Origin of the sequence: Virgibacillus proomii (genome assembly GCF_900162615.1) — a bacterium.
GTDB lineage: Bacteria > Bacillota > Bacilli > Bacillales > Amphibacillaceae > Virgibacillus > Virgibacillus proomii.
The window spans coordinates 1,756,092-1,780,329 of sequence record NZ_FUFN01000010.1; the positions used below are offsets into that span (position 1 = coordinate 1,756,092).

Below are 24,238 nucleotides of genomic sequence, written 5' to 3' on the forward strand. Positions count from 1 at the left end.
CGCTGATTGAAGATTTACTTTAACTTCATTGATAGAGATATGGAACGAACTGCATGTTTTAGTTTGACAATAAATTCCCTCGCGATACAAGCTGCGAGGGAATTTTCTTCAAGATCAGCTTTTTACGCTTTTGAACTAACAAGCATAACCGTTTCTTATTACCATTATTTCTGCACATAATTAGCTGTTTTAACAATAGAAAGGGGAACTTAGCAATGATTACTTCTAAGAATATAGTCGTAGGTGTGTCGGGAGGAATAGCTGCTTATAAAGCTTGTACACTTACTAGTAAGCTGACACAAAAAGGTGCTAACGTCAAGGTGGTTATGACGGAAAACGCTACAAAATTCGTTTCACCTTTAACTTTTCAAGCTCTTTCCCGTAATCCAGTATATACGGATACGTTTGATGAAAAAGACCCTGCTAAAATCGCTCATATTGATGTCGCTGATTGGGCAGATATTGTTATTCTTGCTCCAGCAACAGCTAATTTAATTGGTAAGCTTGCTAATGGCATTGCCGATGACATGTTAACAACATTACTTCTTGCTACACAAGCAGAAGTATATATTGCTCCAGCAATGAATGTCCATATGTACGCTCACCCGGCTGTTATCCAAAACATGCAAACTTTAGAAGAATGGGGCTATCACTTTATTGAGCCCGGTGATGGTTATTTAGCTTGTGGGTACGTCGGAAAAGGAAGACTAGAGGAGCCTGCCTCGATTATTGAAGCAGTCGAAGCACATCAAACAGATGAGAAGCACTTGTTTTTACAAGGCAAGCAAGTGCTTATTTCTGCTGGTCCAACTAGAGAAAAAATAGATCCAGTGCGCTTTTTTACGAACCACTCGTCAGGAAAAATGGGGTTTGCCCTGGCAGAAGCAGCCGCTGAAGCGGGAGCATCTGTCACCTTAGTAACTGGTCCTACTTCATTAGCAGCTAAACATCCAAACATCCAAACAATTCACATTACTACTGCTGATGAAATGTATCAAGAAATGCATAAACATTTAGCTTCTAGTGATATTGTTATTAAAGCAGCGGCAGTTGCAGATTACCGCCCAGCGGTTACGTATGAGCATAAGATGAAAAAGCAAGATGGCCCATTACAGATTAAAATGGAGCGAACAAAAGATATATTAAAGTCACTTGGTGAACAGAAGTCAGGACAGTTTCTTGTTGGCTTTGCCGCAGAAACAGAAAAACCATTTGAAAATGGACATAAAAAATTAAAAAGTAAACATCTAGATGCAATTGTCATTAATAATATTGCTTCTAAGGGGGCAGGCTTTGCCAAAGATACGAACGAAGTGACGTATATAAACAAATATGGAAAAACAGAACATTTGGCATTAGCAACCAAACAAGAAATTGCCAGACAAATTGTTAAATTAATTCATCAGGATATGGAGGATCCGGAACAGTGAATATTGCAAAAGTGATTGTTGATGTTCCTGCAAGTGCTATAGACCAAACCTTTGATTATCTTGTACCAGAGAAATTTAAAGATATTGCTTCGGTTGGAATGCGTGTCATTGTTCCATTCGGTCCAAGAAAAGTGATGGGATTTATTGTTGGAGAGAGAGAATCATCAATGATTTCAAAGCTAAAGCCACTTCATGACATACTTGATCTTCAGCCTGTATTAACAAAAGAATTATTAACGTTAGGGAAATGGTTGGCCGAGCAAACAATTAGTTTACAAATAACAACATTTCAAGCAATGCTCCCACAAGTTTTAAAGGCAACCTATAAAAAAGAACTTGTCCGTATGGCGGAGTCACCGCTTTCTGATGAACTAGAAACTTTTTTTGCTGGTCGAGATGTGGTCGCATATGAAGAATTCATGGCGTCCAGCATTCCTTATCTTCGCCTATCAGAAGCCGTGCAAGATGGCGATGTAGCAATTGAATATATCGTCAAGTCTCGGATTACCAAAAAATATCAAACGATGATTAAACCAAAAAAAGAACTACATGAACTAGAGGAAGTCCATCTGGATTTAGCTAAAAACGCAAAAAAGCAAAAGCAAATGCTGTCATTTTTTATCCAATATCCAGAACCAATTGAAAAGCAAAGATTGTTACGTCAATTAAAAACTACGGATCATACGATTCATGCACTAAAGAAAAAAGGATGCTTGGAAAGTTATCAAATCGAGGTTTACAGAGATCCTTATCAAGATAGGGAGTTCCCCGCCACAGAAGCTTTACCATTAACGAACCAGCAAGCAGCAGCGATAAAGCCAATGAAAGAAAAAGTGAAGAACGGGGAGCATGATGTATTTTTATTACATGGTATTACCGGGAGTGGTAAAACGGAAATCTATCTCCAAGTGATTCAAGATGTGATTGCTAAAGGAAAAGAAGCGATTATGTTAGTTCCGGAAATTTCTTTAACACCACAGATGGTGAAACGCTTTAAGGGTAGATTCGGTTCTAATGTTGCTGTCATGCATAGTGCTTTATCGGCAGGAGAAAAGTATGATGAATGGCGTAGAATCTACCGGAAAGAAGTGCAGGTAGTGGTTGGTGCAAGGTCAGCCATTTTTGCACCATTTGAAAACATAGGGGTGATCATTATTGATGAAGAACATGAGTCTACGTATAAGCAAGAGGATCATCCCCGTTATCACGCTAGAGACGTAGCAATTTATCGTGGAAAAGCCCACCAATGTCCGGTGATCTTAGGCAGTGCTACACCAATGCTTGAATCATATGCCAGAGCGAGAAAAGGAGTTTATCAGCTAGTAACATTAAACGAGCGGACAAATAAAAAAGAATTGCCGCCAGTTGAAATTATCGATATGCGAAAAGAGTTGCATGCAGGTAATCGTACCATGTTTTCCAGAGCTTTAAAACAGGCGATCGAACAATGCTTGCAAAAAGGAGAACAGATGGTTTTATTATTAAATCGCAGAGGGTATTCAACATTTGTTATGTGCCGAGAGTGCGGTCATGTAAAAGAGTGCCCCCATTGTGATATTGCCTTGACATTTCACAAACGTCATCATAAATTAAAATGTCACTATTGTTCCTATGAAGAACCGATGCCTGTACAGTGTCCTGAATGTCAGAGTGATAGCATCCGATACTTTGGTACTGGTACACAGCGGGTGGAAGAGGCACTGGCCCAATTAATCCCGGAGGCAAGGGTTATCCGAATGGATGTAGACACAACTCGGAGAAAAGGATCTCATGAAAAATTGTTAACTCAATTTGCCAATAAGCAAGCCGATATTTTATTAGGTACACAAATGATTGCAAAAGGTTTAGATTTTGAGAATGTCACATTAGTTGGTGTGTTGACTGCTGATTCCATGCTGCACTTACCAGATTTTCGTTCATCGGAAAAAACGTTTCAAATTCTTACTCAAGTGAGTGGCCGGGCTGGGCGGCATGAACTAGCCGGTAGAGTTATTGTTCAAGCCTATACACCAGAGCATTATAGTATTGAACTTGCAAGTCACTATGATTATACAGCTTTTTATCAAAAGGAAATGATCATGCGGAAGAATTTTCAATATCCTCCGTATTTCTTTTTAGCCTTAATAACGATTACTCATCCAAATCAAGTAAAGGTTATACAGATTACCCAGCAAATAGTAAATATGCTTGCGAAAGCAGTAAAACGGGAAACCATTATTTTAGGACCGACTCCATCACCTATACCGCGAATAAAAGATAGATATCGTTATCAATGCATGATAAAATACAGGAATGAACCAGATTTACGCAAATATCTGCATAAAATAGTCGATTATTTTGCGGAGCAAATACGAAAAGATGGTGTATTTATTTCCATTGATTTGCAACCATATCATTTAATGTAAAAACATAGAAAGTGGGTATTTTTGATGAAACGAATTGTCTTTATGGGTACGCCAAATTTTGCTGTACCTATTTTACGCACATTATTAGATTCTCCTTATGAGGTAGTACTGGTGGTTACTCAACCTGATCGACCAAAAGGGCGAAAAAAAAATATCTCACCTACACCGGTGAAAAAAGTAGCTTTAGAGCATCATATTCCTGTGTTTCAACCTGAAAAACTGAAGGATGAGTATAAAAAAGTGCTCGTTTATGAACCTGATTTAATTGTAACCGCAGCATATGGTCAGATTTTACCTAAAGAATTATTGACAGCCCCGGCTTATGGATGTATTAATGTTCATGCATCATTATTACCAGAGTTACGTGGTGGAGCGCCAATTCATTATGCAATTATGCAAGGAAAGTCAGAAACTGGGGTTACCATTATGTATATGGTGGAAAGACTAGATGCTGGAGCTATGCTTACCCAGAGTAAAGTAACGATTGAAGGTAATGATCATGTTGGAAGCCTACATGATAAGTTAGCTGAAGCAGGTTCACAGTTGTTAAAGGAAACATTGCCGAAATTATTTGCTAATGAGCTTACAGCTATGGAACAGGATGAAAACCAAGCAACATTTGCCCGCAATATTACGCGTGAACAAGAAAAACTCGATTGGAGTCAATCGAGTAAAGACATCTATAATCATGTCCGTGGACTTCATCCTTGGCCAGTTGCTTATACGCTATTTCATGGCAAACCACTAAAAATATGGTGGGGAGAGCCGGTAGAACGAATCTTTCCTAATGCACAGCCAGGAGAAATCGTAGATAAGCCTGGAAATGAATCCTTTATTGTTGCATGCGGGGATCAAAAAGGTTTTCGGGTTATCGAGATGCAGCTAGCTGGAAAAAAACGAATGCATGTAAAAGACTATTTGCGAGGAAATCCAGATGAAGTAAAACTAGGACAAATAATGGGTGAGTAATTTAGATGGAAAATAAATCACTGCGAAATACAATATTAGATACATTAATGCGAATTGAAAATGATCAGGGTTATAGCCACTTATTAATTGATCATGCTTTGAAAACGGGCACTCTTAAGAAACAAGATGAAGGATTATTTACCGAAATTGTGTATGGAACGATTCAACGTAAATTAACATTGGATTATTATTTAACACCATTTATAAAAAATCAAAAGAAGCTTGATTCATGGGTTAAATCATTATTAAGAATGTCTTTGTATCAAATGATTTATTTAGACAGGATTCCTGATCATGCGGTCATTCATGAAGCTGTAGAAATTGCCAAGTTGCATGGACATAAAGGGATCGCTTCATTTGTCAATGGGGTATTGCGTGCTGTTCAACGGAAGGGAGTACCTGCTTTATCGGCTATAGCTGATGATGCGAAACGGATTTCCATTGCTACGAGTCATCCCAGATGGCTTGTAGACCGATGGATAAACCAATATGGGAAAGAAATCACGGAAGAAATGTGTCAAGCAAATCTAGACCATAAGATTTTGTCTATTCGCATCCAACCTTTGAAAATCAGTCGTGATGTTGCCATAAAGCAATTAGAACAAGAAGGGTTTATTGTTCGTCCATCTATGTTTTCCCCACAGGGTATCATTATTGAAACAGGAAACATCCTGAAAAGCAAATTGTTTCAAGAGGGCTTTATTACGATTCAGGATCAGACGTCTATGTTAGTTGGAGAAATGTTAAAATTAAAACCGGGTTTAAAGGTGCTCGATGCTTGCAGTGCTCCTGGAGGAAAAGTTACCCATATAGCAGAGAAAATGAAAAACGAGGGTCATATTTATGCTCACGATCTGCATGCCAAAAAAGTCAAACTGATTCAGAATAAAGCGAAACAGCTGGGTTTATTCATTATCGATTCTTCAGCTGCTGATGCTCGTAAATTACGTAACTATTATGCGGAGGAAACATTCGACCGAATCCTTGTCGATGCTCCTTGTTCTGGTTTAGGTGTAATTCGAGGAAAACCGGAAATAAAATATCATAAACAGGAAAGCGATATTGTTCGTTTGGCGGAGATTCAATTGGACATTCTTAATCAAGTAAGTCCTCTCCTAAAAAAGGATGGCTTGATGGTATACAGCACATGCACCGTTGACCAACAGGAAAATGAACAAGTTGTTCAACAATTTTCTGAACAACAGTCCATGATAGAAGTAGATCAAGCTTTTTTTACTGAATTACCGTTAGCATTGCAAGCAACTCCTGGAGTTAGTTCCTATGGGTTGCAAATTTTTCCACAAACTTTTCAGACAGATGGATTTTTTCTTACTCGCTTTAGGCGAAAAAATGGCTAAAGATACTTCTTTTCTTCGGTATATTGTGTAATACTGTAATTGGTTAGAACGGGATCGAGACATAAGAGTGTTTTGAGACTTCAAGCACTTCGATAAGAAAACTAGAAGGCTATGTGCTAAAGGAGTGAACTAATTGAAAGCTCATTTTCAAACAGATCGAGGGCAAGTTAGAAGTCATAATGAAGATTCAGGAGGCATTTTTTACAATGCAGCAAATCAGCTGTTAGCTGTTATAGCTGATGGAATGGGTGGACATCAGGCTGGGGATGTAGCTAGTCAAATGGCAACTCAATTGCTTCAGGAAAAGTGGGAAAAAACAGAAGGTCTGAATTCCCCAGATGAGGCTGAAACTTGGGTAGAAAAAGCTATAGCAGATGCTAATACATCGATTTATCAATATGCACAGGAAAATGAAGAATGCTTTGGCATGGGAACTACTATTGTCATTGCTATTTTGCTCCATGATATTTTAACGATTGCCCATATTGGAGATAGTCGAGCCTATATTATTTCGGATGAAACGATAAGCCAAATTACAGAAGATCATTCTTTGGTTAATGCACTCGTTCAATCTGGACAAATATCGAAAGATGAAGCGGCTCATCATCCACGTAAAAATGTAGTTCTAAAAGCGTTAGGAACGGAAGGAACTGTAACATGTGATGTCCACTCTTTAAATTTTAAGTTAGATGATACATTATTATTATGTACAGACGGGTTGACGGATAAAGTAAGTGATAACGAAATTTATTCCCTTGTCCAAGCAAAATCAGAACTATCTGATGTAGGACAAAATTTGATTACTTTAGCTAATGAGCGTGGTGGGGAAGACAATATTTCTCTTATTTTAATACAACGCGAAACTCCTACAAAGAAAGTAGGTGAATCATCATGATGAAAGGCCATCTAGTAAATGATCGCTATCAAATCAAAAAGATAATTGGTAGCGGTGGGATGGCGAATGTCTATTTAGCAAGAGACATTATTTTAGATAGAGACGTTGCTATTAAGTCATTACGTTTAGAATTTGCAAATGACGAGGAGTTTATTGCCCGTTTTGATCGAGAAGCACATTCTGCTACGAGCTTAAATCATCCGAATATCGTTAATATTTATGATGTTGGAGAAGAGGATCATTTACTTTACATGGTAATGGAATATGTAAAAGGAATGACCTTAAAGGAATACATACAGCAACATGGACCGCTTGGTGTGCAAGAAGCATTGGATATTATGCGGCAAATAACCTCTGCGATTGCTCATGCACATGCCAACGAAATCATTCATCGAGATATTAAGCCGCAAAACATATTAATTGATACAAATGGACAAGTAAAAGTTACCGATTTTGGAATTGCTATTGCTTTGAGCGCAACATCATTGACACAAACGAATTCAGTTCTCGGTTCAGTCCATTATTTATCGCCAGAACAAGCAAGGGGAGGAACGGCTACGAAAAAGTCGGATATTTATTCGATCGGTATTGTCTTTTATGAGCTTTTAACAGGGCGCCTCCCTTTTTCTGGTCAATCGGCCGTATCTATAGCTTTGAAACATTTGCAAAATGATACACCGTCTGTACGTAAATATAATCCTGATATTCCGCAAAGTGTGGAAAATATTGTGTTGAAGGCCACTGCAAAAAATCCATTTCATCGTTATGAAACGATTTATGATTTAGAAGATGCTTTAGAAACAGCTTTGCTTCCAAGTAAACTTAATGAGCCAGTTTTTGTTGCACCTACTGAAGAAGGAGAAGAAACAAAAGCTATCCCGATCATTACTGATGGAGTCGATCATTCGGATAATGAAGATACGATTATTCATACTGCCAATAGTGAAACAAAACCATATCAAGAAGAAAGAAAGAATGTTAAAAAACTGGACAAGCAATTAAAAAAACAACGTCCTAAAAAGCAAAAAGCAAAAAGCAAAAAGAAAAAAAGTAAAAAGAAAAAATGGCTAATCGCATCAGCTCTGTTATTACTGATGATTGCTGGTCTGACAGCACTTTTCTTATTTACTGATTTTTTTAAAGCGAAAGATGTTGTCGTTCCTGATGTTAAAAATATGGCATATAACGATGCAGTAACTAAGCTGGAGGAAGCGAAGTTTACCGTAAAACAAAAAGAAGTTTTTTCAGATGACGTAGAAGAAGGATATGTAGTTAATACGGACCCTAGTGCTGGGAGTACATTGAAAGAAGGTGCTACAGTTACAGTACAGGTAAGCCAAGGTAAAGAGAAAGTTCCTTTTCCTGATTATGAAGGGGAAGATTTTGATCAAGTAAAACGACTGTTGGAGGAAGAGGGGTATGAAGTACTTGATCCTTATGAAGAGCATTCCGATAAACCAGTTGGGGAAATCATTGATCAAATTCAACCAACAGCTGACAGTGAAGTAGTGCCAAGCGAAACGAAGGTTATTTTCCGAGTAAGCATTGGTCCTGAAACGGTTAGCTTAAACAATTTAAAAGGTATGACAGAAGCAGAAGCATCCGATTATTTGACGAGCAATGGGTTGGAAATGGAAAAAATAACCGAGCACTCTGACACCACGCCGAAAGGAGAGGTCATTCGCCAGGAACCAGAGACAAATACAGAATTGGTTGTTGGTTCCACAGTAAAAGTTTATATTTCTTCCGGTCCAGAAAAACGACCACCTGTCTCGCATAAGGTCAAATATAAGGTTCCTTATAATCCGACTAATAGTGAAGATGAGGATGCGAATCTTGAGGAACAAACTGTAAAAGTATATGTTGAAGATATGAATAATGATTTGTCTGAAGTTTTTATGGAAGAGAAAATTACAGAGGATACAGAAGTAACCTTTACGTTAACAATTGCTCCAGGAAGTAAAGCAGAGTATATTATTAAGCGAGATGATGAAGTGATTTCCAATAAAACTGTTTCTTATGAAGAAGGTGAATAAATGGCAAATGGCAGAATTATTAAGGCATTAAGCGGTTTCTATTATGTAGAAGCTATGGGAAAGGTGTACCAATGTAAAGGCAGGGGGGTATTTCGAAAAAAAAATATTACTCCTTTAGTTGGTGATATCGTAACTTTTGATATTAGCGGAGAAAATGAAGGATATATTTTAGAAATACAACCTAGAAAAAATGAGCTTCTTCGGCCGCCGGTTGCTAATATTGATCAAGCAATCATTGTCAATTCTGCGATAAAGCCAACATTTAATACGACATTGCTTGATCGATTTCTTGTACTAGTAGAAGCGGAAGGAATTAAGCCGGTCATCTTTTTTACCAAACTGGATTTGGTAAAGCAAGAAAAAGATCAATTCCTTGCTTACAAAAAAGATTATCGACAGATAGGTTATGATGTAGTAATGCTGTCCGTAAAGAATATGGAAGAAACATCTGTTTTAGAACGTTACTTCAAAGATAAGATTACCGTCATTGCCGGACAATCAGGGGTAGGAAAAACAACTTTATTAAATGCGATTGATCCATCATTGTCCTTAAAAACAGGAAAAATATCTACAAGCCTTGGTCGTGGAAAACATACGACCAGGCATGTAGAGTTGATCCCGTTACTTGGTGGATTGGTTGCTGATACACCGGGTTTTAGTTCATTAGAATTTCAAGATATCCCGTTATCAGAGCTCGCTGATTGTTTTCCGGAGATGAAAAAAAGAAAAAATGATTGTAAGTTCCGTGGTTGTATGCACGTAAAAGAACCAAAATGTGCGGTTAAACAAGCGGTAGAAGCCGGGGAAATCCCTAAGTATCGTTATGATAATTATGTACGTTTTTATGAAGAAATTAAACGAAGAAAGCCGAGGTATTAATATGACAAAATTAGCTCCTTCTATATTATCAGCAGACTTTGCCCGTTTAGGTGAAGAAATTCAGGAGGTGGACCGTTTAGGTGTCGATTATATTCATGTAGATGTGATGGATGGACATTTTGTACCAAATATTACGCTAGGTCCGCAAATTGTTCAGGCAATTCGTCCAATAACGGAGCTTCCTCTAGATGTACATCTGATGATCTGTAATCCAGATCAATTTATTCCAGCATTTGCAGATGCAGGAGCTGATATTATCACGGTGCATCAAGAAGTGTGCCCTCATTTACATCGTACCATTCAATTAATTAAAGATCAGGGTGTAAAAGCCGGTGTGGTCATTAATCCAGCCACTCCAGCAGAAATGTTACTTCCTATCTTACCTGATGTGGATATGGTGTTAATCATGACAGTTAATCCAGGTTTTGGCGGTCAATCTTTTATTGAAAGCACCATCGGAAAAATAAAACTCGTTAATAAATGGCGGCATGATTTTGGTTTTAACTTCGAAATTGAGGTCGATGGAGGGATTAAGCCAAAAACAGCAAAAATATGTACCGATGCCGGTGCGGATGTACTTGTTGCTGGAAGTGCTATTTTTGCTGAAGAAGACAGAAAACAAGCGATACAAGAGATTTTAAATGCTGTAAAGGGAACGGTTTAACGTGTCTATAGTAGCTATTGTCGCTAACGGGCCAAAATGGTATCCGAATTTTTATCATTATCAACCAATCGTTGATTACTGGATTGGAGCAGACCGAGGTGCTTTAACATTAGTTGAACATGATCTTACGATGGAATATGCAGTAGGAGATTTTGATTCTACTACGGATGAGGAAAAAAACGTTATTTTGAACAAAGCCAAACATTATCAAGCATACCCTGCTGAAAAGAATGAAACAGATCTGGAAATCGCATTAATGAAGGCGTATGAGCTAAATCCAAAAATCATTTATTTATTTGGTGTCACTGGCGGGAGAATGGACCATGCATTAATTAATGTACAGCTGCTTTATAGGATTGTAAGTAAAGGGATTCGGGGAATTATTGTTGACAAAACGAATTATATAGAATTAACGCTTCCAGGGAAGTATAAGGTGAAGAATGATGCCAATTATCCAACCGTTTCATTTATTCCTTTTTCCTCTAGAGTTGTTGGTATTACATTAGAAAACTTTTACTATCCATTAATAAATGCGACCATTTCATGGGGCTCGACACTTTGCATTTCAAACAAGCTGATTAAAAATAGTGGTACTTTTTCTTATAAAGAAGGCATACTATTATTAGTAAAGAGTCGTGATGCGATTTCTGGATAGCTTTGTTTGTAAAGAGGAGGGCGAACTCATGAAATTTTATACGATCAAGCTCCCGAGATTTATTGGCGGATTTGTAAAAGTTATTATCGGAACATTTAAGAAAGAAAAGTAAACAGCTAATAAGGAGCTGGTAATGACTGGCTTTAATTAGTAAACTATTATGTTTTTATCCGTATGTATATAAGACTGCTTGGAAGCTATGCTAAAATATTGCCATGAGTACAATCCATGGCATGTTTTTTTATACTATAGGAAAGTATATAACTTTAGGCTTTATCCTGTGTGTAAGGTGCCGTAAGACTCCTGCTTCAAGAGCCTTTAGTTGATACAAATGGTCAAAGTTGGAGAAACGGGCACCTAAATGCCCGATTGGTTCAACTAACATTCCGTGAAAAGCATTCCACGGAATGAAGTTTCACTTTATCGTATAAGAAAAACGATAGCTTTCTTTCTCCATAAAGACTTGGCGACAAGCCAAGTTTTTCTAACGGGACCTGACACTGATTGTAAGTTACAAATGCTTTTCAAATGCATGTTGCAAATATCTAAGTTCCATCGTCATTGGAATAGACGGATTTTAATAAAATAATTTCTATAATAGAAACAAGCACCTTTATTAAAAGGTGCTTGTTTCATAAACGAATGCGTTAACTTTATATTATACGCGTTGTACTTTCCCTGATTTTAGGGCGCGTGCAGAAACATAAACTCTTTTCGGTTTACCATCTACCATAATACGTACTCGTTGGACATTGGCTTTCCATTTACGCTTATTAGCATTCATAGCGTGCGAACGATAATTTCCAGTGCGAGTTTGGCGTCCAGTTACAACACATTTTCTGGCCATGCTATCCCTCCTACTTCTTTTCCTATGACAAACATATTTCATTTCATACCTATACAATTTACCATAACTTTTTACACTTGGCAATTATTCTTTTCCAAAAAATGCAATAGATAAAGAAAAAATATAACGATGTAAATAAAGTAAAACTTGATTCAGTCGGGATTTTCCTTCATTTCTTACTAGATAGAAGTAAATCAAAGATAACATCATCTAGGTAACACTTTTCTTCGTGCCGTATTACTATCAAGCTACTGTACTAGAAAGAGAACAGCGATTTTTCTGCTTCCGATATATTGCTCTGCCGCTTTCCCTGTCCATCCATCCGTGAATCGAGCATGTAGGTGAGTTCGTATTCTCTATAACTCTTGAAGTGGTAGTTTTACGGATCTTGACATGTGGGATAAAGTTATCCTACCTAATAAAACGTTTTTTTCTCAAATAACTTTTGATATACTTACTCAGAGACTTCGTGTGACATGGGATTTCTATGCTTTCGGAAACAACCAAAGCAATAAGTATATCCTTTACATATCTGATTAAATAAAACGAACATCCGATGGGGAAAACTCCTATGGATAGATGTTTCATTTTATACATAAAGAAAAAATACTTGACAGATGCTTGTAAATCGTACATTGTTAGAAGGGGTAATTTTTATACCGTTTAAGAAATGAGTTTTTAGCGCAGAGCTTGGCTTGGTGCAGTGAAATGTTCAAAGTCAACGTGTAACTTAGCAGTTGCTTGTGCAAAAGGCATGTCGTCCGCTAAGTTTTCGTAAAATGGAATTCATCTTTACTTTTAAAATGGTCCTGCATGTAGTAGAATATTTTTAGAATGTGAGCAGGTATTATAAGGAGGATTCAAATGTCCATTGAACTTCATACAAATGATGGTCAAGTAACGATAACAAACGAAGTAATTGCAACTATTGCCGGAGGAGCAGCTGTTGAATGCTACGGCATCGTCGGAATGGCTTCAAAAAGTCAAATTAGAGATGGCATTGCGGAAATACTACGAAAAGAAAATTATTCAAAAGGGGTTATCGTTCGACAGGAACAGCATCGCTTGCATATCGATATGTATATTATTGTAAGCTACGGTACTAAAATATCGGAAGTTGCTCATAATGTTCAATCTAAAGTAAAATATACATTAAGCCAGTCCCTTGGTTTGGAAATTGATTCAGTTAACATTTATATACAAGGGGTTCGGGTAACCCAAGAATAATGGACATGAATTTATTGTTTGCTCTAGCGTCTGTTGATGAACAGGCGCTTATGAGTTCTTGTTTATTAGAGGAGGAAATGAAAAAGTGAGTTTACAACAAGTAGATGGCAAGATGCTGGCACAGATGATTTTATCTGGTGCCCATCATTTAGCAAATAACGCCAAGAAAATCGATGCTTTAAATGTATTCCCTGTGCCTGACGGCGATACAGGAACAAATATGAATTTAACAATCACTTCAGGAGCAAATGAAGTAAAAAAGATATCGAGTAACCGAGTATCTGATGTTGCTGAGGCATTCGCCAAAGGACTCCTAATGGGGGCAAGAGGGAACTCAGGTGTTATTTTATCGCAAATTTTTCGAGGTTTTTCTAAAGGGTTGGATAAAAAAGAAGCGGTTACATCTGAAGAACTGGCCAAAGCATTTGAAAGTGCTGTTACATCAGCTTATAATGCGGTAATGAAGCCTGTCGAAGGTACTATCTTAACAGTCGCCAAAGATTCAGGACATAAAGCGGTAGCCGTAGCTAAAAAGGAAAAAGATATTATAATGCTCATGGAAAAAATTGTAGCAGAAGCAAAAGCATCTTTAAAACGCACGCCAGAGCTGCTGCCAGTACTGAAAGAAGTAGGAGTAGTTGATTCGGGCGGACAGGGCTTAGTAACCATTTATGAGGGCTTTTTGGCTGCGCTAAAAGGTGAGGAGCTCCCTGAAGATACATCGGATTTTAATATGGATGAAATGGTCAATGCAGAACATCATAAAACAGCTCAAGACTTTATGAATACAGAAGATATTAAATTCGGATACTGTACGGAGTTTATGGTTAAATTCAAAGAAGATAAATTAAAAGCACATCCGTTTGAGGAAGAAGCATTTCGTAATGAGTTAAGCAATCATGGAGATTCATTATTGGTCGTATCGGATGATGAATTAGTAAAAGTTCATATCCATTCTGAACACCCTGGTGAATGTCTCAATTTAGGGCAACGTTATGGCGATCTGATTAATATGAAAATTGAAAATATGCGAGAACAGCATACTGCAATTGTCGGCAGTAAACCTAAGCAAGACAAGCCTAAAACAAAAACTGAATATGGGATTGTAACGGTAGCAATGGGGAAGGGGCTTAAAGAATTATTGGAAAGCCTTGGTGCAACAGTAGTAATACAGGGTGGACAAACAATGAATCCAAGTACGCAGGATATTGCGGATGCTATCAAAGCAACGAATGCGAAAAAAGTACTAGTACTGCCAAATAATAAAAATATTTTTATGGCTGCTGATCAAGCGGCAGAATTAGCTGATCAAGATGTAAGAGTTATACCAACCAAGACAATCCCTCAAGGAATTAGTGCAATGTTGGCCTTCCATCCGGATAGAGATCTTGAAACGAATGAAAAGGCAATGAATGAGGCTAGAAAACAAGTGAAAACTGGTCAAGTTACATATGCCGTCCGCGACACACAAATTGATGGGATTTCGATTGAAAATGGTCATTTTATGGGGATTGAAGATGGAAAAATTGTTGCCACAAATCCAGATAAAACGGAAACTGTTAAATTACTTTTAGAGAAGATGATTACGGAAGATGACGAGATCCTCACGATTTTACAGGGTGAAGATGTATCGGAAAAGGAGATTGCTGAGCTTGTGAGGTATATTGAGGATATGTATGAAGACATAGAAGTAGAAGTACACAATGGGAATCAGCCGATTTATTCGTATATTTTCTCTGTAGAGTAATTTTTCTTAACCATTCACCATTCATTAGGTTTTGTAACTAGTATTATCTTCCTCTCTTTTGGCAGAACTAAAGCGCTAAATGCCCTTATTCAGCCCCGACAAGCGCTGGAACTCCGAAGAGGAGGCAACCGTGCCGCAGGGGGAGTGAAGCGCGACCTCGAGGGGACTGGTGGATCGAGAGCATCAGTTAGACGAAGCTACCTTCAAAAAGATATTCATCATGTAAAAAAGGATATCATTTGCTAAAAGTGAAAAAATCGCCCCCCCGAGAGGGCGATTTTTTATATGCCGATCATCTTTATCATAAAATCAAGTAAAAATAGGCTAGAAATAATCAAGAGTGTCGGCGACAGTTCATTCCGATCACCAATTGCCATTTTTACAAGCGGATAAGCAATAAAACCAAAAGCCATTCCGTCAGCAATACTGTACGTAAATGGGATCATAACAACAATTAGAAAAGCTGGCAATGCTTCAGATAAATTGTCTAATGGTAACTGTTTTATATTTTGTACCATGAGAAAGCCGACGATGATCAAAATCGGACTAATTGCTGTGTTTGGAATCATCGTTATCCACGGAATCAGAAAGATCGTTGCTAAAAATAAGCATCCAGCAACGAGGGCAGTCTTACCTGTTCTTCCTTTCGATGCAATAACTGCAGCATTTTCCGCAGCGGATACGGTTGGAGAAGTTCCAAGAAATGCACAGGCAATGGTTGAAAATGCAGTAACCTGATACGCTTTTTGATAACTTTCTTCACGTTTTAACATAGCTAGCTGGCCATGTAATAAACCCATATTTTCAAAGATTAAAATCATAGCTAATGGGAAAACAGCCAACCAAAATGATAACTCATTTACAGCATGAAACGAAGGAAGAAACAACAATTCACCCCATGCTAAGTTAATTGCTTTGTTACTAGGCTCTATTATGCCGGCAATTGCGGCAATTCCTGTACCTACTACCATCGTTATTAAAAAGTTAGCTGGAATATTTTTTACAAATAGAAAAATCGCTAAGAAAAGCGTTATTAAACTAACAATAACAGTCGGAGATGTAAAATCCCCAATTGCAATAATTGTATTTTCTCCATTGCTAACAAGCCCGCTTTTTTCCAAGCCTATTAAAATTAGAAAAAAACCTAAGCCAACGGTAATGGCATGCTTTAAAGAACTAGGAATAGCTTCTTTTAATAAGATGCCTAGCTTACTGAATGCAGTAAGTAGAAAAATGATGGCAGCTAGTAATACGACTGCCAGACCCTCTTGAAACGTAAGATCTGTACCTTCCACAATGGAGTATGCAAATAACGCATTAATTCCCATACCCGGTATAATAATTAAAGGTAGTTTACCAAATATTCCCATCAGTAAAGTACCAACAAAACTAGCTAGGATGGTTGCGATCATTCCACTTTCCATTGATATTCCAGCTTCACTAAGGATCGAGCCATTTACTACAACAATGTACATCGTTGTAAGATAACCAATGATACCCGCAATTAACTCATACTTCCAACTGGTATGATTGGTGCTTTTTCTTTTCTCAGGCATACAAATTCCTCAATGTATTTCCGTTCCCTCTCCCACCCGATTATATTTTCATATAATCCACAAATTTTAATTATACTGTTGATATATAATCTAGTCAATTTTATTCCTCTAAATCTAATGATGTTCACTTTAACAAATTTTGTTATTCATTTTAGGAGCATCGTGCTTGCTAATGCTTCCGTATGTATTTTTTGTTATAATTTAGAGAGAAACAAGGAACTTAAATCTTAAAAAGGCGGTGTTCTTTTTTGTACTATAGGAAAGTATAAAATTTTTAGGATTTATAGTATAAGAAAAACTACAGCTTTGGCTAAAGACATGGCGATAAGCTAAGTTTTTCTAAAAATATAATTCTGTCTATGACATTATAGGATTGGTTATGATTGAATCATCCAGTTCTCATACAGCTGGGGCTGCCAGAATTGGTAAAGCTGCACGCAGTTTATTCGGCCAAGATCCATCTCTATGAATCATTTGCCAAAACATATTAAGGATGGGACAGATTTTGCGTTAGTTGGGGCATTGCTCGGACATATGGAGGTTAATTGCAAGGATATAGGAAAAGAAGCGTTGATGGTTATCGAATAAAACGTAGATGATAGCATCATGCATGAATTAAAAAACGCAGAACATATTATTCGAATTGCAAAGATAGATAGCTAATGGTTTTTGGCGTATTGATCAAATTGTAGTACAACAGCTGAATAAAGGTTGAAACAATTATGTATTGAATAAATGATGTAAAGAAAAGATGAACTGAAATTCTATCCAAAACAAGAAGTAAGCATATTATGGAATCTTCTTTTAAATGAAAGCAGTTGTTATAAGAGATTGGTTAATAAGTTTACCACAAATGCCAGATTTTCGTTGTATGTTAAATAAAAGATATTTTCGGTGTGAGTGGAATTTTAAAACATTTAGGAAATTATATTCATTTCTACTTGGTGGATAAATTTTTTGGAACTATAAGTTAGGAAAGAGGGATTTTACATGCTAAGTGATTCTGTAACTCATGTGAAAGGTGTCGGCGAAAAGATGGCAGAGGATCTCGCTCGCATGGGAATCCATTCGGTAGAAGATTTAATCAATCATTTTCCCTATCGATATGATGTTTTTGAAATTAGACCTCTTCGTGAATTAGTTCATGATGATAAGGTAACCATTGAGGGAAGGGTAATTTACGATCCTTCTCTTACTTTTTATGGAAAAAGTAAATCAAGACTAACGTTTATGCTGGAAGTCGAGCAAGTCGCTGTTAAAGCTGTTATGTTTAATCGGGCCTTTGCTAAAAAGCATATTCAAAAAGGCGACATCGTCACTTTAACAGGAAAATGGGATGCTCATCGGTTGCAAATTACAGTTATTACCTACAAAAAAGGAAAAGCGAAACAACAAGATCAAATGCAAGCAGTCTACCCGGTAAAGGGTGAGCTGACGACAAGAAAGTTAAAAAAAGTGATTCAACAAGCATTAGCGAGCTATGCTTCATCGATTGACGAAATTTTACCTCCATTTTATTTAACAGCTTATAAACTGCCTGATAGAAAAGCGGCCTATCAAATGATTCATATGCCAAAGAATCGTATAGCTTTAAAGCATGCGCGCAGGCGGTTTATTTATGAGGAGTTTTTAATTTTTCAATTGAAGATGCAATTATTACGAAAATGGAAGCGCGAAGCAATAGAAGGTAATGCTCAACATTTTGATAAAAAAAAGGTAAAGGAATTTATAGCGTCTTTTCCCTTTACATTAACGAATGCTCAGAATAAAGTATTAAAGCAAATCATGAATGACCTAAAATCTCCTTATCGTATGAATCGACTATTACAAGGCGATGTAGGTTCAGGAAAAACGGCAGTCGCAGCGATATGTTTGTATGCTTCGGTTACAGCTGGTAGGCAAGGCGCTTTAATGGTTCCTACCGAAATATTAGCTGAACAACATTATCATTCTTTAAAAGAATTATTTGGGGATCGGGCAAGGGTTACTTTACTTACCGGTTCGATAAAAGGAAAAAAACGCAAAGAGCGAATAACGCAAATCCGCAACCACGAAATAGATATTGTTGTCGGCACACACGCTTTAATTCAAGAGGATGTTACCTTTAATAACCTTGGTTTTGTTATTGTAGATGAACAGCATCGCTTTGGAGTCGAACAACGGCGTGTATTACGAGAAAAAGGCTTGCATCCAGATGTTCTCTTTATGACGGCAACACCGATCCCGCGTACACTAGCGATTACAGCATTTGGCGATATGGATGTATCTATCATTGATGAGCTGCCTTCTGGACGAAAAGAAGTTGAAACATATTGGGTGAAGGAGACACTTCTTGATCGGGTGTTACAATTTATCGAAAAACATATTAGGCAAGGAGAACAGGCCTATGTTATTTGTCCACTTATTGAGGAATCTGATAAGTTAGATATTCAAAATGCGGTCGATGTGTATCATCAGTTAGAAGCTTATTTTCCGGAATCGATTCATATTGGCCTCATGCATGGACGGTTACCTGCGGAAGAAAAGGATATGGTTATGAAGAAATTTGCCAACAATGAGCTTCAGTTGCTTGTTTCTACTACCGTAATAGAAGTGGGAGTGAATGTGCCAAATGCAACGATTATGGTTATTTATGATGCAGAGCGCTTTGGTTTATCTCAACTGCATCAATTACGGGGAAGAGTTGGTAGAGGCGACAAGCAGAGCTATTGCATTTTAATAGCCGATCCAAAAGGAGAAGTAGGAAAAGAGAGGATGCGAATTATGTCGGAAACAACGGATGGCTTTGTATTATCCGAGCAAGATCTTCAGTTACGTGGTCCAGGCGATTTCTTTGGAAAAAAGCAAAGTGGTTTACCCGAGTTTAAAGTAGCGGACATGGTGCATGATTATCGTGCACTGGAAACAGCGAGTAAAGATGCACAAGAAATAATCGATAATCGATTATTAAAAACCCCTGAATTTCAGCCGCTTTTAAAGCATGTGGAAAATAGTATTCAAGCAAATGAAAAATTAGATTAATAAATGTTTGCATAATTGATTCAGGTATTATATATTACTATTAGGATCAAGTCATAAAAACGGAAGCTCTTGTAGTGAAACATCATTTTGTGAAGGGAGCATCAACCCCCCCGAAATGTTTGTTAAACACTCGTGCATTTAGGGCCACTATTTACCCCATACTCCAATATGAAATTTTTTGATTGGGGTGGCATGTTAAATGTACGCAGATAAAAGGGATAAATATATGTTGGATGGTGCAAGCATGAAACGACCAAAAGCTGAACGTCAGCGCTTATTAAAAGAAACAATTGAAAAAACACCATTTATTACGGATGAAGAGTTGGCAAAGCAATTTGATGTAAGCATTCAAACGATTCGATTAGATCGGATGGAGCTGTCTATTCCAGAATTACGCCAGCGGATTAAATCGGTTGCAACAGACCAATGGAATGAAATGGTTAAATCGTTGCCGCTTGAAGAAGTAATTGGTGAAGTAATTGATCTGGAATTAGACAAGCGAGCTATTTCCATTTTGGATATTCGTCATGAGCATGTGTTTTCTCGTAATAAGATTGCTCGAGGTCATCATTTGTTTGCTCAGGCTAATTCATTAGCAGTGGCAGTGTTAAATGATGAGTTAGCACTCACTGCAAAATCGGAATTGAAATTTACAAGACAAGTAAAAGAAGGCGAGCGAGTAATAGCTAAAGCAATAGTTAAAGGAAAAGAAAAAGGATTAACAATGGTCCATGTTAACAGCTATGTCGAGAATGAATTGGTATTTACTGGAGTCTTTCATATGTATCAATCGAATCAGCATAAAGGAGTAAATTAAATGAGAATAGCGATAGATGCGATGGGAGGAGATCATGCGCCAAAAGCAACTGTCCTTGGTGCGATGAAGGCTGTCTCGGAAATAAAAGATTTACATATTACATTGGTTGGACGGGAACAAGAAATAAAAAAATATTTGACAGACGATAAGCGAATCGATATTTTACATACTAATGAAATTATTACAAGTGATGATGAGCCAGTACGTGCAGTACGACGAAAAAAAGATTCCTCTATGGTTTTAATGGCTAAGGAGGTTAAAGAAGGCAAGGCTGATGCTTGTATATCAGCTGGAAACACAGGGGCATTAATGAGTGCTGGATTATTTATCGTTGGACGGATTACCGGAATTGACCGTCCCGCATTAAGCCCGACGTTACCGACACTAGACGGCCAAGGATTTTTGTTTTTAGATGTAGGAGCAAATGTCGATGCACGACCTCAACATTTACTACAATATGCACTAATGGGCTCTATCTATATGGAAAAGGTTCGTTCGATTTCACGTCCAAGGGTCGGTCTTTTAAATGTTGGAACAGAAGATGGAAAAGGAAATGACCTTACTAAAAAAACATTTAAACTATTGCAAGAAGCACCGATTCATTTTGTCGGTAATGTTGAAGCGCGAGACATGTTAAAACGACAAGCAGATGTTGTTGTAACAGACGGTTTTACTGGAAATGTTGCTCTAAAGACGATTGAGGGATCAGCAGGTGCGATATTTTCGATGCTAAAGGAAACATTTATGGTGTCTGTAAAAAGTAAACTCGCAGCTGGTTTATTAAAGAAAGATTTAGTAGCACTAAAAACCAAGCTCGACTACTCTGAATACGGTGGAGCAGGTTTATTTGGTTTACGAGCACCGGTGATTAAAGCTCATGGTTCGTCGGATGAACGAGCAATATACAATGCAGTAAAGCAAGCTCGGCACATGGTTGAATATCAAATTACAGAAACAATACAATCAACGATAGCGTCACTAGATATAAAGAAAGGGGAAACTACATGAAAAGAGTAGCCTTTATGTTTCCTGGGCAAGGATCACAGTCTGTTGGGATGGGAAAAGAAATATACGATGCCTATCCAGTTGTAAAAGAGTTATTTCAAGAGGCCGATTCATTGTTAAAAACAGATTTAACTTCGATTATGTTTGCAGGACCGAAAGAGCGTTTAACGCAAACAGAGCATGCTCAACCTGCTCTACTATTAATGAGCACGGCTTTACATACATTGCTGATAAAAGCAAATGTACAGCCAATCATGGCGGTTGGTCATAGTTTAGGAGAATATAGTGCTCTTGTTGCCTCGGGCGTTCTTTCTTTTGATGAAGCTCTTCCATTAGTAGCTGCACGAGGCAGATTAATGGAGAAGGCTTTTCCCAAAGGTCAAGGAACGATGGCGGCTGTCCTCGGATTAGATGAAGAGACCATTCAATTAGCATTGGAGCAAGTAACAGACGAAATTGTCGACATTGCGAATCTTAACTGTCCAGGGCAAATTGTGATTTCCGGTTCTGTAAAAGGAATTGAACAAGCAACAGAGATGTTAAAAGCTAAAGGCGCTAAACGAGTTTTACCGTTAAATGTAAGTGGTCCATTTCATTCACGCTTAATGAAAACGGCAAATGAAGCTTTTGCTGAGTATTTAAATCAAGTGACACTTCATGATGCTTCCATACCAGTTTATGCGAATGTTTCTGCTGAGCCAGTGAGAGAGCATCATCAGATTAAGGATTTATTAATTAAACAATTATATTCGCCTGTTCGTTTTGAACAGGCGGTTCGAAATATGATAGGGCAAAATGTGGATGCATTTGTCGAAGTAGGAAATGGCAAGGTATTATGCGGACTTGTTAAAAAGATCGATCGCAAAATAAAAACATTTTCCGTTCAGAATGTTGAGTCATTAAATGAATTTATTTCATGGTACAGGGAGGAAGCATGATGCTAGAAGGAAAAAATGCATTAGTTACTGGAGCATCTCGTGGTATCGGTCGTGCTATTGCACTGGAGCTTGCCAAACAAGGTTCGAATGTAGCGGTAAATTATGCTGGAAATGAAAAAAAAGCAGAGGCTGTTGTCCAGGAGGTTGAAAAACTGGGATGTAAAGCCATAAAAATAAAAACCGATGTAGCTGATGAAGCAGCAGTAAAGATGATGGTGAAGGAAGTTATATCAGAATTTGGATCATTAGATATTCTCGTAAACAATGCAGGTATTACTAGAGATAATTTATTAATGCGTATGAAGGAAACAGAGTTTGATGAAGTAATAAATACAAATTTAAAGGGCGTTTTCCTTTGCACAAAGGCCGTGACAAGACAGATGATGAAGCAGCGAGCAGGGAAAATTATTAATGTTGCTTCGATCGTTGGGATAAGCGGAAATCCCGGTCAAGCAAATTATGTGGCTGCAAAAGCGGGAGTAATTGGTTTAACAAAAACAACTGCAAAGGAACTGGCATCAAGAAACATTCTTGTTAATGCTGTTGCACCAGGGTTTATTTCAACAGATATGACAGAAGCATTATCACAAGAACAGCAGGAAGAAATGTTAGCAATGATTCCGCTACAAAAATTAGGAGAGCCAGAAGATGTAGCAAAGGTCGTTCGTTTTCTAGCAAGTGATGATGCAAGTTATATTACTGGTCAAACGATCCATATTGATGGTGGTATGGTTATGTAAGCGAAAAATTGGATAATACTACTTGAAAGGAGGTGACGAGTCGTGGCAGATGTATTTGAGCGTGTGAAATCAATTATTGTAGATCGTCTGGATGTGGATGAATCTAAGGTAACGATGGAAGCTTCTTTTAAAGAGGATCTAGAAGCGGATTCATTAGATGTAGTAGAGCTTGTGATGGAGCTTGAAGATGAATTTGATATGGAAATTGCTGATGAAGAAGCAGAAAAAATAAATACAGTGGGTGATGCTGTTAACTACATAGAAAAAATACAGGGTTAACAGTAAGCAAAAGGAAAGTCTCGTGTCAACGAGGCTTTCTGTATATTTTGAAATAGAGGTGCCATTGATGAATGTTGAACAATTAGAAAAACAGTTGAATCTTCGCTTCCACAACCGCTCGTTAATTATACAAGCATTCACCCATTCATCTTATGTGAATGAGCATCGTGAAAAAGTAATTTCGGATAATGAGAGATTGGAATTTTTAGGGGATGCTGTACTAGAATTAGGAGTTTCCCAATATTTATTTCGAACAAATGCACAAATGCCAGAAGGAGAAATGACCAAATTACGTGCAGCAATCGTATGTGAACCATCGTTAGCCGGTTTTGCACGGAGTTTAAAATTTGGCAATTATCTTTTACTAGGAAAAGGCGAAGAGCAGACAGGCGGTCGTGATCGAGATACATTGTTAGCCGATGTTTTTGAAGCTTTTTTAGGAGCCTTATATTTAGACCAAGGTTTTGAGAGAACGATTCAATTTCTGGAACGTCATGTATTTCCGAAAATTACAAATGGTGCTTTTTCGCATGCGATGGATTATAAAAGTCAATTACAGGAGTTAATTCAACAAGTAAAACACCAGTCGGTTGAGTATAAAATTGTAGAAGAGCGTGGTCCTTCTCATGATAAGGAATTTATGGCTAATGCATTAATTGAAGGAACAGTGTATGGATCAGGGGCTGGGAGAACAAAGAAAGAAGCCGAGCAACGCGCTGCCAAAGCCGCCATCGATAAATATAAACTAACGCATAATAAGTGAACAGGCT

At 37.7% G+C, this 24,238-nt stretch carries 21 protein-coding genes and 1 pseudogene; 20 read left to right on the forward strand and 2 right to left on the reverse strand.

The annotated features are described in order from the left end of the window. Positions 1-215 precede the first annotated feature (215 nt). The 10 genes from coaBC to spoVM all read left to right on the forward strand — a co-directional run bounded on the left by coaBC (position 216) and on the right by spoVM (position 11,403). Positions 216-1,430: a bifunctional phosphopantothenoylcysteine decarboxylase/phosphopantothenate--cysteine ligase CoaBC gene (coaBC, locus tag BN1066_RS15580; RefSeq protein ID WP_077320365.1), complete on the forward strand. Its 1,215-nt coding sequence runs from the start codon at positions 216-218 to the stop codon at positions 1,428-1,430. After that, complete coding sequence (priA, locus tag BN1066_RS15585; RefSeq protein ID WP_077320366.1) at positions 1,427-3,835, forward strand: primosomal protein N'; 2,409 nt, start codon at positions 1,427-1,429, stop codon at positions 3,833-3,835. The genes coaBC and priA overlap by 4 nt, the downstream gene beginning before the upstream one ends. Positions 3,836-3,859: 24 nt before the next feature. After that, positions 3,860-4,804, forward strand: a complete 945-nt coding sequence (gene fmt, locus BN1066_RS15590; RefSeq protein WP_077320367.1) for a methionyl-tRNA formyltransferase — start codon at positions 3,860-3,862, stop codon at positions 4,802-4,804. A 5-nt stretch (positions 4,805-4,809) separates the two neighbouring features. Next, the gene (gene rsmB, locus BN1066_RS15595; RefSeq protein WP_077320368.1) at positions 4,810-6,162 is read left to right on the forward strand and encodes a 16S rRNA (cytosine(967)-C(5))-methyltransferase RsmB; all 1,353 of its coding nucleotides are present in this window, start codon (positions 4,810-4,812) and stop codon (positions 6,160-6,162) included. A 133-nt stretch (positions 6,163-6,295) separates the two neighbouring features. Beyond that, positions 6,296-7,057, forward strand: a complete 762-nt coding sequence (locus BN1066_RS15600) for a Stp1/IreP family PP2C-type Ser/Thr phosphatase (RefSeq protein WP_077320369.1) — start codon at positions 6,296-6,298, stop codon at positions 7,055-7,057. Beyond that, positions 7,054-9,093 carry a Stk1 family PASTA domain-containing Ser/Thr kinase gene (gene pknB / locus BN1066_RS15605; protein ID WP_077320370.1) on the forward strand — a complete coding sequence of 680 codons (2,040 nt, stop codon included), beginning with the start codon at positions 7,054-7,056 and terminating at the stop codon, positions 9,091-9,093. Before BN1066_RS15600 ends, pknB begins: the two co-directional genes overlap by 4 nt. Beyond that, entirely contained in the window at positions 9,094-9,972 is an 879-nt protein-coding gene (gene rsgA, locus BN1066_RS15610; RefSeq protein ID WP_077320371.1) for a ribosome small subunit-dependent GTPase A, read from the forward strand. 1 nt (position 9,973) lies between these two features. Next, positions 9,974-10,636: a ribulose-phosphate 3-epimerase gene (rpe, locus tag BN1066_RS15615; RefSeq protein WP_077320372.1), complete on the forward strand. Its 663-nt coding sequence runs from the start codon at positions 9,974-9,976 to the stop codon at positions 10,634-10,636. Position 10,637: 1 nt separating this feature from the next. Further along, positions 10,638-11,291 (forward strand): thiamine diphosphokinase, encoded by a 654-nt coding sequence (locus tag BN1066_RS15620; RefSeq protein WP_077320373.1) that lies wholly within the window; start codon positions 10,638-10,640, stop codon positions 11,289-11,291. A 28-nt stretch (positions 11,292-11,319) separates the two neighbouring features. Further along, complete coding sequence (gene spoVM / locus BN1066_RS15625; RefSeq protein WP_077320374.1) at positions 11,320-11,403, forward strand: stage V sporulation protein SpoVM; 84 nt, start codon at positions 11,320-11,322, stop codon at positions 11,401-11,403. Positions 11,404-11,949: 546 nt separating this feature from the next. On the opposite strand, the gene rpmB is transcribed toward spoVM, so the two are convergent. Further along, positions 11,950-12,138 (reverse strand): 50S ribosomal protein L28, encoded by a 189-nt coding sequence (rpmB, locus tag BN1066_RS15630; RefSeq protein WP_077320375.1) that lies wholly within the window; start codon positions 12,136-12,138, stop codon positions 11,950-11,952. Between the two features lie 864 nt (positions 12,139-13,002). On the opposite strand from rpmB, the gene BN1066_RS15635 reads away from it, so the two are divergent. Both BN1066_RS15635 and BN1066_RS15640 read left to right on the forward strand, forming a co-directional pair. After that, positions 13,003-13,365: an Asp23/Gls24 family envelope stress response protein gene (locus BN1066_RS15635; RefSeq protein WP_077320376.1), complete on the forward strand. Its 363-nt coding sequence runs from the start codon at positions 13,003-13,005 to the stop codon at positions 13,363-13,365. 85 nt (positions 13,366-13,450) lie between these two features. Beyond that, positions 13,451-15,112 (forward strand): DAK2 domain-containing protein, encoded by a 1,662-nt coding sequence (locus tag BN1066_RS15640; RefSeq protein WP_077320377.1) that lies wholly within the window; start codon positions 13,451-13,453, stop codon positions 15,110-15,112. A gap of 281 nt (positions 15,113-15,393) precedes the next feature. Here the strand turns inward: BN1066_RS15640 and BN1066_RS15645 are convergent, their stop codons facing one another. After that, on the reverse strand, positions 15,394-16,668 hold the full coding sequence (locus BN1066_RS15645) for an NCS2 family permease (RefSeq protein ID WP_077320378.1): 1,275 nt from the start codon (positions 16,666-16,668) through the stop codon (positions 15,394-15,396). Between the two features lie 379 nt (positions 16,669-17,047). Between BN1066_RS15645 and BN1066_RS21335 the strand changes: the two are divergent. The 8 genes and pseudogenes from BN1066_RS21335 to rnc form a co-directional block, all read left to right on the forward strand. Then, a pseudogene (locus BN1066_RS21335) lies at positions 17,048-17,196 on the forward strand (L-serine ammonia-lyase, iron-sulfur-dependent subunit beta); the annotation flags it as partial. A gap of 462 nt (positions 17,197-17,658) precedes the next feature. Further along, positions 17,659-19,689 (forward strand): ATP-dependent DNA helicase RecG, encoded by a 2,031-nt coding sequence (gene recG / locus BN1066_RS15655; protein WP_077320379.1) that lies wholly within the window; start codon positions 17,659-17,661, stop codon positions 19,687-19,689. A gap of 244 nt (positions 19,690-19,933) precedes the next feature. After that, positions 19,934-20,506, forward strand: coding sequence for a transcription factor FapR (gene fapR / locus BN1066_RS15660; protein ID WP_077321515.1), 573 nt, complete (start codon positions 19,934-19,936; stop codon positions 20,504-20,506). Beyond that, a complete protein-coding gene (gene plsX, locus BN1066_RS15665) occupies positions 20,507-21,514 on the forward strand; it encodes a phosphate acyltransferase PlsX (protein WP_077320380.1) in 1,008 nt (335 codons plus the stop codon). After that, positions 21,511-22,449, forward strand: coding sequence for an ACP S-malonyltransferase (fabD, locus tag BN1066_RS15670; RefSeq protein WP_077320381.1), 939 nt, complete (start codon positions 21,511-21,513; stop codon positions 22,447-22,449). The genes plsX and fabD overlap by 4 nt, the downstream gene beginning before the upstream one ends. Beyond that, entirely contained in the window at positions 22,449-23,189 is a 741-nt protein-coding gene (gene fabG / locus BN1066_RS15675) for a 3-oxoacyl-[acyl-carrier-protein] reductase (RefSeq protein WP_077320382.1), read from the forward strand. Before fabD ends, fabG begins: the two co-directional genes overlap by 1 nt. 42 nt (positions 23,190-23,231) lie before the next feature. Next, positions 23,232-23,468 (forward strand): acyl carrier protein, encoded by a 237-nt coding sequence (gene acpP, locus BN1066_RS15680; protein WP_077320383.1) that lies wholly within the window; start codon positions 23,232-23,234, stop codon positions 23,466-23,468. Between the two features lie 67 nt (positions 23,469-23,535). After that, positions 23,536-24,231, forward strand: coding sequence for a ribonuclease III (gene rnc / locus BN1066_RS15685; protein ID WP_077320384.1), 696 nt, complete (start codon positions 23,536-23,538; stop codon positions 24,229-24,231). Positions 24,232-24,238: the final 7 nt, after the last annotated feature.